Origin of the sequence: Nocardia sp. 852002-20019_SCH5090214 (genome assembly GCF_001665865.1) — a bacterium.
Classification (GTDB): Bacteria; Actinomycetota; Actinomycetes; order Mycobacteriales; family Mycobacteriaceae; genus Nocardia; species Nocardia nova.
Window position 1 is genome coordinate 28,606 of record NZ_LZMK01000244.1, and the last position, 13,680, is coordinate 42,285.

Here is a 13,680-nt window from a genome sequence, read left to right on the forward strand (position 1 = left end):
AGATCGACGTGAATCCGAAACGGCTGCTGCCGCGGGTGGTCGGGGAGGCGGAACAGCATGCGGCCCTCCGGCGTGAGGTCCGTACCTTCCTGCGTGAATGCCTGGATGAGGGAGTCTTCACACCAGGGATAGACACCTGGCTCACCGATTGGGATCCGCAGTTTTCCCGGCGCCTGGCGGCGCGGGGATGGATCGGAATGACAATACCCGTCGAGTACGGGGGGCATGGGTGCTCGCATATCGAACGCTTCGTCGTCACCGAAGAACTCCTCGCTGCGGGCGCTCCGGTCGCGGCGCACTGGATCGCGGATCGGCAGATCGCGCCCGCGCTCATGCGATTCGGAACGGAGCAGCAGAAGCATCGCTTTCTGCCCGCCATAGCCCGGGGCGAGTGCTACTTCGGAATAGGGATGAGCGAACCCGATTCCGGTTCGGACCTCGCCAGCGTGCGCACGAAGGCGGTGCGGGTCACCGGCGGGTGGCGACTCAGCGGGACCAAGGTCTGGACCTCCGGCGCTCACCGCGCGGATGCGTTCTTCGCGCTGGCGCGGACCGCGCCGAAGAACGCGACGGCCCGGCACGCGGGGCTGAGTCAGTTCATCGTCGATCTGCGATCGGCCGGAGTCGACATACGCCCCATCGTCTCGATGACGGGAAACCATCATTTCAACGAGGTGGTGATGGACGACGTATTCGTTCCCGACAGTATGGTGCTCGGCACGATCGGTCACGGGTGGCATCAAGTAACCGCCGAGCTTGCGTTCGAGCGCAGCGGCCCCGAGCGGTTCCTGTCCACCTTTCCCCTGCTCGCGGCGAGCGCGGGTCGCGACCACCGAGCCGGCGGCGATATAGGTCGGTTGATGGCTCGCATCACCGGCCTGCATCACATGTCCGCAGCAGTGGCCGGAGCGTTGCAGCGCGGCGAGCGCGCCGACAGCGCGGCTGCCGCTGTGAAGTTGCTGGGCACGGCGACGGAAGGCGATATCGCCGAGTACGCAGATCTTCTGCTGGATCGTGACATGGAAAGCGATGCGACCCGCCGATATCGGGAATTGGTCGACCTCGCCGTATTACAGCGGCCCGGTTTCACCCTGCGGGGTGGCACGACTGAAATCCTCGAGGGAGTCGTGGCACGAGAACTAGGACTACGGTGATGAATTCCACGCAGCCGATCGATCATGAACTGGTCGCGATGTTCGACTCGGTCTTCGCCGCACATCCGAACCGGCACACGGTTCCCGGCGCGTGCGTCGAGTTCGATCGAGACCTGTGGAAGGTCCTCGACGAACTCGGGCTGACCCGGCTGACCGGCTCCGAATCCCACGGCGGTAGCGGCGCCGACTGGTACGCCGCATCGGCACTGCTGGGCGTGGCAGCGGCCGCCGCGGTTCCGAACCCGGTGGCCGAGCACGACATGCTTGCGGGATGGCTCCTGGAAACAGCCGGTCTGCCGATGACGCCGGGGCTGCGGACCGCGTGCGTGATCAGTGATTCGGGCTCTTCCGCCGCTGTGCCGTGGGCTCGGCATGCCGAGTTCGTGGTCGCCCTTCGGCACGACGGAACGAACTGGGTGGTCGCCGACGTTCCGGCGACTAGTGTCGATGTACGTTGCGGACAGAATCTCGCCAACGAACCGCGCGACGGCGTGACGATCGGGATCGACGCGGTGACGTGGTCGCCGGTGCCTTCCGGCACGGCCGAGACGATGCTGCTGCGTGGTGCGCTGGCTCGGGTTCTCCAGAGTTGCGGCGCCATGGAACGAATCGCCGACCTGTGTCTCGCCCATGTGTCGAGCCGCGAGCAGTTCGGGCGGTCTCTCGCGAAATTTCAAGCCGTACAACGACTCGTCAGTGCGATCGCCGCCGAGGCGGCCCTCGCTCGGGCGGCCGCCGATGCGGCCGTCGCGCATGTGGAGCGGAAGGGTTGGGACGACGACCGCACAGCGTTCGTGGTGGCGGTGGCCAAATCGTGTGCGGGACATGCGTCCTCGACGGTGGTTCGCAACGCCCACCAGATCCACGGCGCGATCGGTACCACCTTCGAGCACGATCTCCACCGATACACCAACCCTGTCCTGGCGTGGCGGGCCGACTTCGGATCGGTCGCGCGGTGGGACCGGTTGCTGACGGATGCGGTCGTGGACACCGGGCCGGACGCTGCGTGGGCTCTGGTAACCGATGGTGGCGCCGTGCGCGATCTGCTGCGCGCAATATGGCCGCTGAGTGGTGCAAGAACACACCTGCGCGAGATTTGACCGGAGGCTTTGGCCGAACAATCGGACTTGATCGCGCCGAGTGGGTACGACCGCCGCACCGAAATCTGATGGGGATTCCGGGGGTGTCGGCGTCGGTGACCCGATGCCAGTCCTCGGGTCGGCATCAGGCCATCGGCGAATATCTCACCGATAATGTTCTCGATGCGCTCGTGCTCGAATTGCTGACCTCCCTGCTGGAAACCGCTGTCGCCGAACCAACATGCTCAGCGAGGCAGTCGATCACGCATGGCCGCCGATCCCGATCTGCAACTGCCGCTCGCGTGGGCGGCCGTGCTCCTGCGCCGGCCGTACCGGATGCATACCGCCATCGAGCTGGCGATCGCCAACCGGCGAACGACGAGGCGTCACAGCGGGGATTCGGACCTCGTCGGGGAGACGAATTTCGTCGGCGCCACTGCCCACACTATCGACGCCACCCGCATCTCCTGGGATTTCTTCCAGGCGCACGCGCTCCCCGGATGATCGGACAACTGCGGGTTGCTTCCGGCGTGCCCATCACTCGAGACGGGCGATATCACGCCAGCGAGCATGCGCGGCCGGCGTCCATTCCGCCCGGAGGTCGCGCAGCCGCTTGGCTGCGCGTTGTCCGTGCCAGTCGGGCAGCAGAACCTCCGGTAGCCGAGGATCGACATAGGTCATACGGCGCAGTGCGTCCGCGAGTTCCACGTGGTTGAACAGCAGTTCGTCATCCGATCCGAAGGTGTGCGAATCGAAGCGCTCGAGCAGCGCGTCGTAGGCGTCCTCCGCAGCGTCGAGGTCCCAGGATCGCCGCACCAATTCTTCTTCGGAAATTCCTGCGGCAGCGGTCGTTCCGATGAACGACACCGTGTTGGCGTTCAAGCCGAGGGCATCGATCGCCTTCGCCGCCTCGGCGGCGCGTCCGCTATGAGGGGTGACCCATACGCCGGGCGTCGGGTTCCCGAAACCCGCCCAGCGCAGCGCAGCATAGAGTTTCTTACGCGTCGAGCGGTGTGACTCGGGGATCGGCACGTTGACGACGAGCCACCGGCCGTCCCATTGGGTGGTGTCGATATCGGTGGAGAACACGCGCACATCCCCCTCGGTGAACAGGCGATGCGCCTTGTCGGTGAGGGTCCACAGTGTTTCGCGTCCGTCGCGGCGCGCGGCGATCAGCCCCGACGATCCTGTGCGCGCGATGGCCTGCCTGCCCGCGTGCGCGCCGAAACCCAGCCCTTTCATGACATACAGCAGCGCCGCGGTGCGGACCGGCTGCCCATACGGTTCCACGAGCTCACCGAGCACGGTGATGAGCACCGACCGTGCGCTGCGGGTCGATGGAGCGTCCTTCGCGGAGGTCGGCTGATCGGCGTCGGTCATACGCCCATCGTCGCGCAACGGTGCGATGCGATGCGAGCGAGGCCCACCCATCGTGCGGGGTTCCGGTTCTCGCGCGATCACACGTCCGTCGTCAACGCCCCGATCTGTTGCCGTGGTCTCCGCACCAGTCTCGAAGGACGGATACGGTATCGGCGCCGGGGATTCGGGGCGCCGAATACGTCGTGCCGGGCATATCGGCGAAACGTGGTGCCGCCGCGGGCTGTCGCTGACCGAAGGCCTCGACCACAGTGCCGCGCGCGGTGATCTGCGGGTGATGGGGAACCTCGGCCAGCGACAGCACCGGTGTTACGCAGGCGTCGAGATCAGCGAACGTGGCCGCCCACGCGTCGCGTTCGCGAGTACGGAAGATACGTGCGAAACAGTCTCGGACGCTGGGCCATTCGCTCCGGTCGTACTGGTCGGGAAGGTCGGCGGCGTCGAGACCGAGGCCGATGAGCAATCGGGCGTAGAAGACCGGTTCGACGGCGCCGACCGCGATATACCGCCCGTCGGCACATTCGTAGGTGTCGTAGAACGGGGCCCCGCCGTCGATGACGTTCGCGCCGCGCTCGGGCGACCACAGGTCATTCTCCGTCAGGGTCCAGAACATCGACATCAGCGCGCTCACCCCGTCCACCATCGCGATGTCGAGCACCTGGCCGGTTCCCGTCCGGGTGCGTGAGTGCAGTGCCGCGAGTATGCCGAGCACGGCCAGCATCGAACCGCCGCCGAGGTCGGCGACCAGATTGAGCGGCGCGAGCGGTCGCTCGCCCGGGCGTCCGATGGCGTTCAACGCACCGCTGAGGGCCAGGTAATTGATGTCGTGCCCGGCTCGGGACGCCAGTGGCCCATCCTGACCCCAACCGGTGACCCGGGCGTAGATCAGCCGTGCGTTGCGTTCGGCGCAGATATCCGGGCCGATCCCGAGTCGTTCGGCCACACCGGGCCGGTAACTCTCGATCAACACGTCTGCCTTCTCGACCAGATTCAGCACTGTGGCCAAGTCCTGGGGGTTCTTCAGATCGGCGCTGACGGAACGGCGATTACGCAGCACCGCGTCCTTGTCCACCGGAACCAATTGTGTTACGCCGCCGGGCTTTTCGATGCGTACCACATCGGCGCCGAGATCGGCCAGCAGCATGGCGGCGTGTGGTGACGGACCGATGCCGGCCAGTTCGACCACACGTAGGCCGGTGAGTACACGCTCCATCGAATCCTCCTGAAACTCTTCCGTCGTTTGACAGTTCTGGCTACGATCTATCAAATAACGTATCATCTGAATCAGGTTGCGGCGACGCCCGTCGAGCGTCTGCGGTGCGACCGTCCACGAGGCCGAGGGGCTGAATATGAGCGAACTGGATCCGACGGTCATGTCGGCACTGCGCGCGGTGACCGACGATCCGACCACATATGCGCAAGGATGGAAGGCGCGGCGCGGAGGGATGGCGATCGCGTCGTTCCCGATGAACTTTCCGGCCGAACTGGTCCACGCGGCCGGCGCGCTACCGGTGATCATCCAGGACGATCCGACCCCGATCACCGAGGGCCGCAGCCTGCTGGCCGAGTTCTACTGCGGCTATACCCGCAGCGTGGCCGACCAGGCGGCGCGCGGCAGCCTCGATATCTTCGACGCGTTCGTCGCCGCCGATCACTGTGTGCAGCTGCTCGGCGCGGTCGACGTAATTCGCTGGGCGCGGCCCGACAAGCCGGTGCATTTCGCCCAGTTCACCAGCGCGATGGACGATGCGTGGACCAAACCGCGGGTCGAGGGTCGAATCGAGGAACTGAAACAGGAGATCGAAAAAGTCCTCGGTACCGAGATCACGACGTCGGCGCTGGCGGCGAGTATCGCGCTGTTCAATGAGAACCGGGGGTTGCTTCGCGGCCTCTACGACGTGCGCCGCTCCGGCCGGGCCCGTATCACCGCTTCCGATATGCAGGTGCTGATCAAATCCAGCATGGTGATGGATATCGAAGAACACACGGCGCTGTTGGAACGGCTACTGGCACAGCTCGATCCGGCCGCGCCACCCCGCGGCGATCTGGTTCGTCTTCATCTGTCGGGACATTTCTGTCACGCTCCGCGACCGGAAATCCTTGACGTGATAGAGGAATCGGGCGCCCTCGTCGTCGACGACGATCTCTACACCGGGTTCCGCTACATCTCCACCGATGTGCCGCAGTCCGGCGATCCGCTGCAGGCGTTGTCGCAGTGGTATCTCGACCGTAACCGGACCGCGCCCTGCCCGACCCGGGTGACCACCGACGTCGACTGGGACACCTACCTGATCGACTCGCTCCGCAGCAGCCGCAGCGACGGTGTCGTCGTGCTGATGGCGAAATTCTGCGAGCCGCACATGCTCTATTACCCCGAGCTGCGCAAGGCCCTCGAGGCGCACGGAATTCCGTTGCTGCTGCTGGAAACCGAACACGAGGGCAATCCGGTCGAAACGCTGCGCACCCGGGTGGAGACGTTCGTCGAACGCGTTCGTCGCCAACCGGCGGGCGTCCGGTCCTGAATATTCGTTACGCACAAAGGAATTCGCCATGACGACTCAACAATCCAATGCCGAGAAGGCCAACCGGCTGAGCAGCACCCGAGCGGGTGGGCGCATGGTGGCCGACTATTGGGACAACATCTTCACCGCCAAAGAGCGGGGCAAACATGTCGTCTGGTACAACGGCGCCGCGATGAACCCGTTGTTCCAGGCAGCCGGTTTGGAATGGTGCCACGGCGAGGCGTTCGCCGCCCGCCTGGCTGCCCAACACCTGGAGGGGCCCGCGCAGGCGGCGGGTGCCGAATACGGCTACATCGGCGAGCTGTGCTCCTATGCGAGAACGCATCTGGGGTGTGCCGTGCTGACGCATCAAACGGTCAGTGGGCAGTCGACCGGGGTGGTCGGCATGGTCGATCAACAGGAGCTGGCGGCCAAATTGCCCGCGCCGGATTTCTTCGTCAACGGTTACGCCGGCTGCAGCACCGGTCAGCAGTGGGACGCGATGACCTATCGGGTCTTCGACCGCAAACTTCCGCTGTTCAACGTGTCGATGCCGATGCTGTGGGGAAACAAGCCCGACGCCGGATATATGCGAGGCGAAGAGTGGACCGAGGTGAGCCGGTATGTGGAAGGGCAGCTACGGGAGCTGATCGGCTTCCTCGAACACCAGACCGGCCACCCGTTCGACTGGGATGCGTTGAGCGAGAGCATGTTCTACATCAAGCGCGCCTCCGAGCTGCGTCTGGAAGGGATGGCGTTGTGCGCGCAGGCGCCGACTCCGGCGACCTACTGGGACTGGGTGGCCAGTATCGCGCCGATCAATTTCCTGCCCGGCAACCAGGCTCTCGTCGACTATTTCGCCGGGGTGAAGGCCGAAATCGAACAGCGGCTCGCCGACGGTGTGAGCGCGGTGGCCGACGAGCGTTATCGCGTGTACTTCGACGGCATCATGAATTGGAACAAGCTCGGTTTCCTCACCCGCAAGTTCGCCGAGTACGACGTGGCCGTGGTCGCCGGCCGCTATACCCATGAATCCTTCTGGCAGGAGCCGCAGCTCATCGATCCCGACAATCCGTTGCTCGGAATGGCGCAGCACTATCTGCTGTGCCCGCTCAACCACGGTCTGAAGAATTTGCAGGAGTTGTTGTTGCGTCGTCTCGACGAATACGCGATCGACGGCATCGCCTTCCACTCGACCCGCACTTGCCGCGCGATGACCAACCCGCAGGCGATGCTCGCCCGCACCGCCGAACAAGAGCGCGGCGTGAAGTCGTTCTTCTTCGAAGGCGACGTCGCCGACGCCTCGTTCTACAACGACGAACTGTTCGACAGCCGGCTCGAGGCCATGCTGGAAGCCATCGACGTCCAGCGAATGAAGTCGGTGGTGTAGGCGATGACCGGTATGTGCGGGAGTGCGTCGTGACTACCGGCAACTGGTTCGTCATGGGCGTCGACCTCGGCTCGACCACGGCCAAAGCGGTCGTCGTCGATGCGACCGGAGCCCTCTGCGGTGCGGATGTCGTGCAGATGGGCGCGGTGAGTCCGGCCGCGGTCGCCCGCGCCATCGACGGTGCGCTGGGTGCCGCCGGGGTGCGGTCCGACGCCATCCGCCGGACGATAAGTACGGGCTACGGCCGCAAACTGGTTCCCGGCGCCGACCGCAGCTTCACCGAGATCACCTGTCACGCCCGCGGTGCGGCGGCCCTGCGGCCGGGGGTGCGGCTGGTGATCGATATCGGCGGACAGGACAGCAAGGCCATCATCGTCGACGACGAGGGCCTGGTGGATCGGTTCGCCATGAACGACCGCTGCGCCAGCGGGACCGGGCGTTTCTTCGATGTGCTGGCCCGGGCGCTGGAAGTCGACGTCGGCGAGGTGGGGGAGCTGGCGCTCTCCGGTTCCGACGACCTCGAAGTGAGCAGCATGTGCGCGACTTTCGCGGAGACGGAAGTTATTTCGCTGCTGGCGCAGGGTCGAGCGAAAGCCGATATTGCGGCGTCGGTGCACAAGGCTGTCGCGGCGCGCACCCTCGGACTGGTGGCGCAGGTGGGTAAGGCGCCACCGGCCGTGATGACAGGTGGGGTGGCCAAGAACGCGGCCGCCCTGCACTACGTCTCGCGGGCCCTCGGCGGGCCGGTCGAACTGCTCGAGCAGCCTCAGATCGCCGGTGCCTACGGGGCCGGCCTGCTCGCCCGGGATGAATACCTCGGCGCTGCGCAATCTCCCGCGGATCGTGACGGCGCGGCCGAAAAGCATGTGGCGGCAATGGCTTCCGCCGCGACACCGCACTGTCAGGAATGCGACGGCCAACTCGATCACGCACCGCACCGCGGGCCGACAACACTCGAACTGCGAAGGAGTATCCGATGAATCAGCCGACGACCGAGATCCGAATACCGGCTACCGCCGAGTCGACGGTGTACATCGTGGGCGGCACCAGCGGTGTCGGCCTCGAGGTCGCGCGTCGATTCGTCGCGGCCGGAACGCAGCGGATCGGGCTGGTCGGACGCAATCGCGAACGCGGCGAGAAGGCCGCAACGCATATCCGCTCCCTCGCACCCGGCGTGTGGTCGCTGTTCGTCGCCGGTGATGTGAACGATCCGGCCGAAGCCGGGCGGGTGACCGACGAACTGCGCGCCGGGCTGGGCAGCGCCGACATTCTGATCAACAGCACGACCAGCTCGTTCACGCCGCGGCTCTTCCACGACACGGCTCCGGGAGACGTGCCCGACATTCTGCTGCAGCAGGCGCTCGGGCCGATCAACATGTGCCGTGCGGTGCTGCCGGATATGCGTGCGCAACGCGGCGGCGCCATCGTCAATGTGGCGTCCGATGCCGCCAAGGTGCCGACGCCGGGTGAGTCGGTCCTGGGCGCCGCAATGGCGGCCATTGTCTCCTTCACCAAGACGTTGGCCATGGAGGCCAAACGCGACGGTGTGCGTGTCAATGCCGTCACACCGTCCTTGATCCGCGACACCGGCGCCTACGACCGCGTGATGGCCGAGCCGTTCAGCGCCAAACTCTTCGAAAAGGCCGCTCGCGCAGCATCTCTCGGCGTTGCGGAACCGGTCGATGTCGCCGAGCTCATCATTTTTCTCTGCAGTCCCCAGGCTCGTCGGATCACCGGCCAAGCGGTGAGCCCCAACGGGGGTATCTCGGCGGGATGACGACCGCCCGGCGTTATGGTCTGAACATTAGAATATTTGACAATTCTGTTGATATTAGAGCTGGATTCGTACTACATTCGATGTGACCGGCGCCATACCTCGTCAGCGCCGCGCCACCCCTCGTGGCATACGAATTCACAGCATCATTCACACCGCACAGCCGAAGGCGGATCGCACGATGACCCTCACACAATCCTTCTGGCCGGCCTCGACGAGCACGGGCGTTCGCGACATCACGCTCGGTGATCTGCTCCGTGAGGCCGCGGCCACGGTGCCCGACCGGGTGGCACTCGTCGACGGCACCCCCGATCCGGCCGGCCGCCGGGAGTGGACCTACCGCGAACTGCTCACCGACGTCGAGGCCGTCGCCCGGGCACTGCTCACGCATTTCGTCCCCGGCGAGCGGATCGCGGTCTGGGCTCCCAACAGTGCGGACTGGGTGATCCTGCAGCAGGCGGTCGCGATGTCCGGGATGGTGGTGGTCGGCATCAACCCCGCCTACCGGGCGCACGAACTCGAATACATCCTGCGCCAATCACGTGCCGCCGGACTGTTCTTCCGCGAGAGCTATCGCGGGACGGACCTGCACAGCGTCTTCGGCGAGATCGCCGCAGCCCTTCCCGACCTGCGCGAGGTGGTGCCGACCGGCCGGTGGCAGGAATTCCTCGCCACCGCCGATCCGGCCGCGGAACTTCCCGCCGTGTCACCCACCGACCCGGTGCAGATCCAATACACCTCCGGCACCACCGGATTCCCCAAAGGCGCGCTGCTGCATCACAAGGGAATCGTCAACGAGGCGACCTTCGTCTTCGAACGCGCCGGCGGAGCGGGGCCGGTGGTATGCGTCAACGCGATGCCGATGTACCACATCGGCGGCGGGGGAGTCACCGAACTCGGTACCTTCGCCGCGCACGGGACGTATGTGGTGCTGCCCGGATTCGATGCCGCGCTCATGCTCGAGATGCTCGAAACCTACCGGGGCACACACTCTTTGATGGTCCCGACGATGCTCATCGCGCTGCTCGAACATCCGGATTTCGACAAGCGTGATCTGTCCAGTGTGCACACGATCATGTCCGGCGCCGCCGCCGTTCCGCAAGCACTGGTCGAGCGCGTGATCGCCCGGCTCGGCTGCCGATTCACCATCCTGTTCGGGCAGAGCGAAATGCACGGCGTGATCAGCCAGACCCGGATCACCGACGATCCGGTCGACCAGGCCACCACCGTCGGTCAGCCGCTGCCCGAACTCGAGGTCAAGATCATCGACCCGGTCTCCGGCGACATTGTCGCGATCGGCGAGCAGGGCGAAATCTGTTGCCGCGGTTACCAGAACATGCTCGGCTACTCCGATATGCCCCAGGAGACCGCTGCGGCGATCGACGCCGAGGGCTGGCTGCACATGGGCGATCTGGGCACCATGGACGGCCGGGGATTCCTGCGAATCACCGGCCGCCTCAAGGACATGATCATCCGCGGTGGCCTCAACATCTACCCGCGCGAAATCGAGGAACTGCTCTTTCAGCATCCGGCGTTGGTCGAAGCGGTCGTCGTCGGTGTGCCCGACGAGAAGTGGGGTGAGCGGATCGGGGCGGTGCTGCGCGCCGAGGATCCGGACAATCCGCCGGACGTGGCGGATTTGAAGCTCTGGTGCCGCGAACGAATCGCCGCACACAAGACGCCATCGCTGTGGTACTTCACCACCGAACTTCCGATGACGCCCTCGGGCAAGATCCAGAAGTTCCGTGTCCAGGACGATATCGCCTCGGGGCGCCTGGTCCCGGCGTCATCGTTGACGCCGGTCACCGACTGACCAATTCATCGCAGCCCATGCCGAAATAAGGCACGAAGGTCTAACCAAACCTTGCTACACCTTGATTATTGGACTGACCATACATATAGTAAGGCCAGTTTGTGACGGCAGTCACATTGAGCGGGCGCTCCAGAGCCATCGAAGGCCGTCGCCCGGCTCGGTCCGACGATGTGTGGAGTGAAGTATGCGTTTGGCTCGTTTCGTCGCCACCGTGGCCGCAGGGCTGGGAATGCTCTGCGTGACCACGCCGCCGGGTTCGGCGGACGATCCGGAAGTCGGATTCCCTGTGGTGGCGGCGCACGAGTTCACCGTTGGCCAGGAGAGGCTGCGCGCTGCGGTCCGGTGTGACTCGGGCGCGCGGTCCGGCCGGCCAACGGTGCTGCTGATTCCCGGAACCGGTGGCACGCCGGACGAGATCTGGTCCTGGAATTACGAAAAGGCGCTTCCCACAGCGGGTTATGGGTGGTGCACCGTCGAGCTTCCGGACCGGGCGCTCGGTGATTTCGCGGTCTCGGCCGAGTATGCGGCATACGCGGCGATGCAGGCCCATCGGGTATCCGGCCGGCCGATCGGCATTGTGGGGCACAGCCAGGGCGGTGCGATGGCGGCGTGGATCGCGAAATTCTGGCCACAGGTGGCTGCCGTTACCTCCGATGTGATCCCGATCGCCGGTCCGCTGGGTGGCAGCGCGGTGGCAGACAGTCTGTGCGCAGGCGGCGCGTGTGCGCCGATCGCTTGGCAAATGGGTACTCGTTCCCATGTGACGCGGGCCTTCGCCAATGCGCCCGTACCGGACGGACCGGCGTTCACCTCCATCCAGACCGTGCAGGATGAACTCGTTTTGCCGCAGCCGCAGGCCGGTTCGATGCGCGGTGGACGGACGATCATGGTTCAGCAGGTGTGCCCCGGCCATCTGGCCGATCACGGAATGCTGGTCTTCGACCCGGTGGCCTACGCCCTGGTTCTGGACGCGCTCGGCCATCCCGGGCCCGCCGATCCGAGCCGGGTGGACCGGTCGGTGTGCGGGCAGGCGACACTGCCCGGCTTCGACCCCGCGGGCTATACGACGTTCACCCACACGGTGTCGGCCTTGATGTTCGGACTGCTCGATACCAGGAATTGGGTTCCCGCCGAGAAGCCGCTGCCGGCATATGCGGAGCTGTACGACCGCTGACCGCTGTCCGTCGGCGTTTCATCCCGGTCGCATGTGCGCGGCTGTCGGAAACAACGAGTCGAGCGCTCGGCTCGAGAGGAGTGCACAGTGTCTCAGCAACCCACACGCGTCGATTTTCACAGCAGCGGCGGTCTGACCGTCGCCGCCTACCGCTGGGACCCGCAGGGGACCCCCCGGGCGATCGCCCAGATCGTGCACGGCGTAGGTGAGCACGCATTGCGCTATACACCGTTGGCCGAGATACTGGCATCCTGCGGCTTCGTCGTCTATGCGCACGATCATCGCGGCCACGGCGCGACACTGCTCGACGGTCAGGAACCAGGGGCCATCGGCGCCGACGGCTGGATCGAGCTGGTGGCCGATGTCGGCCGAATGGCGCGCAATGCCCGTACCGCGAATCCGGGACTGAAGTTGGTGCTCATCGCCCACAGCCTCGGTTCTTTCGCCACTCAACAGTTCCTGCCCGAGCACAGCGCCGAGGTCGATGCCGTGGTGCTGTCGGGCACCGCCGCCCTGGATCTGCTCCCGTTGGACCTCGACGCACCGGTCGATCTGTCGATGTTCAACGCGGGAATCCCTTCGCCACGAACCGAATTCGACTGGATCAGTCGCGACGAGGCGCAGGTGGACGCCTATCTCGCCGATCCGCTGTGCGGTTTCGGGCTCGATATCGCGGGAATGAAGGGCATGGTAGGCGGGGCGGTCTCGGTCGCCGCCGCGGAATACGTCGCGTCGATTCGCGCGGATCTGCCGCTGTATATCGCTGTGGGCGATAAAGATCCGGTGAACGGCGAACTCGCGTTGGTGAACGCCTTGGTGCAGCGATACGAGCAGGCCGGGCTGACCGACATCACGCTGAAGGTGTGGCACGGCGCCCGCCACGAGATCTTCAACGAGACCAACCGCGACGAGGTATTCGCCGATCTGCTGGCCTGGATCGATCGGAAGCTGAGTTGAGGCGCGCTGGTATCGCGGCCTTCGTTTCGGCCGGGCGGCGATGGATACCAGAGATCGGAGGGCCTCAAGGGCCGAGAAAGAGACGCTCACACGGCAATCGGGGCATGACGTCGCAATGCTCTATCGTGGTGAGGACCAATTCTATTGTGCACCAGCGTCTTCGCGCCCAGTCCATGATGATGTTGCGCGCGGCTTCCGCGGTGGCGGTGTAGTCGAGCGCGACGTCGGCCAGCCAGATACGCAGGTGCACATGCCCTTCGGACGGACACCACCGTGCCGCCTGCATCGCTGATACGCTTCTCGGTAGCTGCTTCATCGAGGCTCCTCGGTATCAGATCCATGCTCCGGCAATCTGCCGTTCGCCACATCCCTCCTATGGGGCATGCCCGTCCCCCATAGGAGGAATTTCGGCGCACGGATGTTTTCGCGACTGCGCCCTGTGAGACCGCAGCAGCACACGC

Annotated in this window: 13 protein-coding genes; 10 read left to right on the forward strand and 3 right to left on the reverse strand. The window is 65.3% G+C overall.

Annotated features, from left to right (window positions below; genetic code table 11):
- Window positions 1-8 precede the first annotated feature (8 nt).
- The 3 genes from A5780_RS19440 (at window position 9) to A5780_RS19450 (ending at window position 2,737) form a co-directional block, all read left to right on the forward strand.
- Complete coding sequence (locus A5780_RS19440; RefSeq protein ID WP_064909201.1) at window positions 9-1,154, forward strand: acyl-CoA dehydrogenase family protein; 1,146 nt, start codon at window positions 9-11, stop codon at window positions 1,152-1,154.
- A complete protein-coding gene (locus tag A5780_RS19445; RefSeq protein WP_064909187.1) occupies window positions 1,154-2,254 on the forward strand; it encodes an acyl-CoA dehydrogenase family protein in 1,101 nt (366 codons plus the stop codon). Before A5780_RS19440 ends, A5780_RS19445 begins: the two co-directional genes overlap by 1 nt.
- A gap of 246 nt (window positions 2,255-2,500) precedes the next feature.
- Entirely contained in the window at window positions 2,501-2,737 is a 237-nt protein-coding gene (locus A5780_RS19450) for a hypothetical protein (RefSeq protein WP_064909188.1), read from the forward strand.
- Window positions 2,738-2,770: 33 nt separating this feature from the next.
- Here the strand turns inward: A5780_RS19450 and A5780_RS19455 are convergent, their stop codons facing one another.
- Entirely contained in the window at window positions 2,771-3,613 is an 843-nt protein-coding gene (locus tag A5780_RS19455) for a PaaX family transcriptional regulator C-terminal domain-containing protein (RefSeq protein WP_064909189.1), read from the reverse strand.
- A gap of 91 nt (window positions 3,614-3,704) precedes the next feature.
- Window positions 3,705-4,823 carry a CaiB/BaiF CoA-transferase family protein gene (locus tag A5780_RS19460; protein WP_064909190.1) on the reverse strand — a complete coding sequence of 373 codons (1,119 nt, stop codon included), beginning with the start codon at window positions 4,821-4,823 and terminating at the stop codon, window positions 3,705-3,707.
- A 136-nt stretch (window positions 4,824-4,959) separates the two neighbouring features.
- Here A5780_RS19460 and A5780_RS19465 point away from each other — a divergent pair, with 136 nt between their 5' ends.
- From A5780_RS19465 to A5780_RS19495, 7 genes are all read left to right on the forward strand, one after another.
- On the forward strand, window positions 4,960-6,132 hold the full coding sequence (locus A5780_RS19465) for a 2-hydroxyacyl-CoA dehydratase subunit D (protein ID WP_064909191.1): 1,173 nt from the start codon (window positions 4,960-4,962) through the stop codon (window positions 6,130-6,132).
- A 28-nt stretch (window positions 6,133-6,160) separates the two neighbouring features.
- Window positions 6,161-7,501 carry a 2-hydroxyacyl-CoA dehydratase subunit D gene (locus A5780_RS19470; RefSeq protein ID WP_064909192.1) on the forward strand — a complete coding sequence of 447 codons (1,341 nt, stop codon included), beginning with the start codon at window positions 6,161-6,163 and terminating at the stop codon, window positions 7,499-7,501.
- Window positions 7,502-7,554: 53 nt separating this feature from the next.
- Entirely contained in the window at window positions 7,555-8,481 is a 927-nt protein-coding gene (locus A5780_RS19475; RefSeq protein ID WP_064909202.1) for an acyl-CoA dehydratase activase, read from the forward strand.
- Entirely contained in the window at window positions 8,478-9,278 is an 801-nt protein-coding gene (locus tag A5780_RS19480; RefSeq protein WP_064909193.1) for an SDR family NAD(P)-dependent oxidoreductase, read from the forward strand. Before A5780_RS19475 ends, A5780_RS19480 begins: the two co-directional genes overlap by 4 nt.
- Window positions 9,279-9,456: 178 nt before the next feature.
- A complete protein-coding gene (locus A5780_RS19485; RefSeq protein WP_064909194.1) occupies window positions 9,457-11,088 on the forward strand; it encodes an AMP-binding protein in 1,632 nt (543 codons plus the stop codon).
- A gap of 184 nt (window positions 11,089-11,272) precedes the next feature.
- Complete coding sequence (locus tag A5780_RS19490) at window positions 11,273-12,262, forward strand: triacylglycerol lipase (protein WP_064909195.1); 990 nt, start codon at window positions 11,273-11,275, stop codon at window positions 12,260-12,262.
- A gap of 87 nt (window positions 12,263-12,349) precedes the next feature.
- Window positions 12,350-13,219, forward strand: coding sequence for an alpha/beta fold hydrolase (locus A5780_RS19495; RefSeq protein WP_064909196.1), 870 nt, complete (start codon window positions 12,350-12,352; stop codon window positions 13,217-13,219).
- 64 nt (window positions 13,220-13,283) lie between these two features.
- Here A5780_RS19495 and A5780_RS19500 read toward each other — a convergent pair whose 3' ends face one another.
- Window positions 13,284-13,535: a hypothetical protein gene (locus A5780_RS19500; RefSeq protein ID WP_156769562.1), complete on the reverse strand. Its 252-nt coding sequence runs from the start codon at window positions 13,533-13,535 to the stop codon at window positions 13,284-13,286.
- Between the last annotated feature and the right edge of the window lie 145 nt (window positions 13,536-13,680).